Below are 251 nucleotides of genomic sequence, written 5' to 3' on the forward strand. Positions count from 1 at the left end.
GTAAGATCATAGAAGAATGCAGCTTGAACGATATCCTTGGAAAGTATTTTGGATCGCGTGATATGGGGCTGTTTTTAGATCTGGCTGTTTATTCGATCATAGCGGAAAACAATGCAGCGCAGTACTATCCGGATTATACATACAACCATCCACTTTTTACGGAAAAGATGAAACAATACAGTGATTCAACCGTATTAGATTTCCTGAATTCAGTAACAGATGATCAGAGTACAGGATTTCTGAATACATGG

1 pseudogene is annotated in these 251 nt (G+C 38.2%); it reads left to right on the top strand.

The annotated features are described in order from the left end of the window. A pseudogene (locus tag LJE12_RS21235) lies at positions 1 to 251 on the top strand (IS1634 family transposase); the annotation flags it as partial.

The organism is Blautia sp. DFI.6.71 (genome assembly GCF_020593585.1).
Taxonomy (GTDB): Bacteria; Bacillota; Clostridia; order Lachnospirales; family Lachnospiraceae; genus Blautia_A; species Blautia_A wexlerae.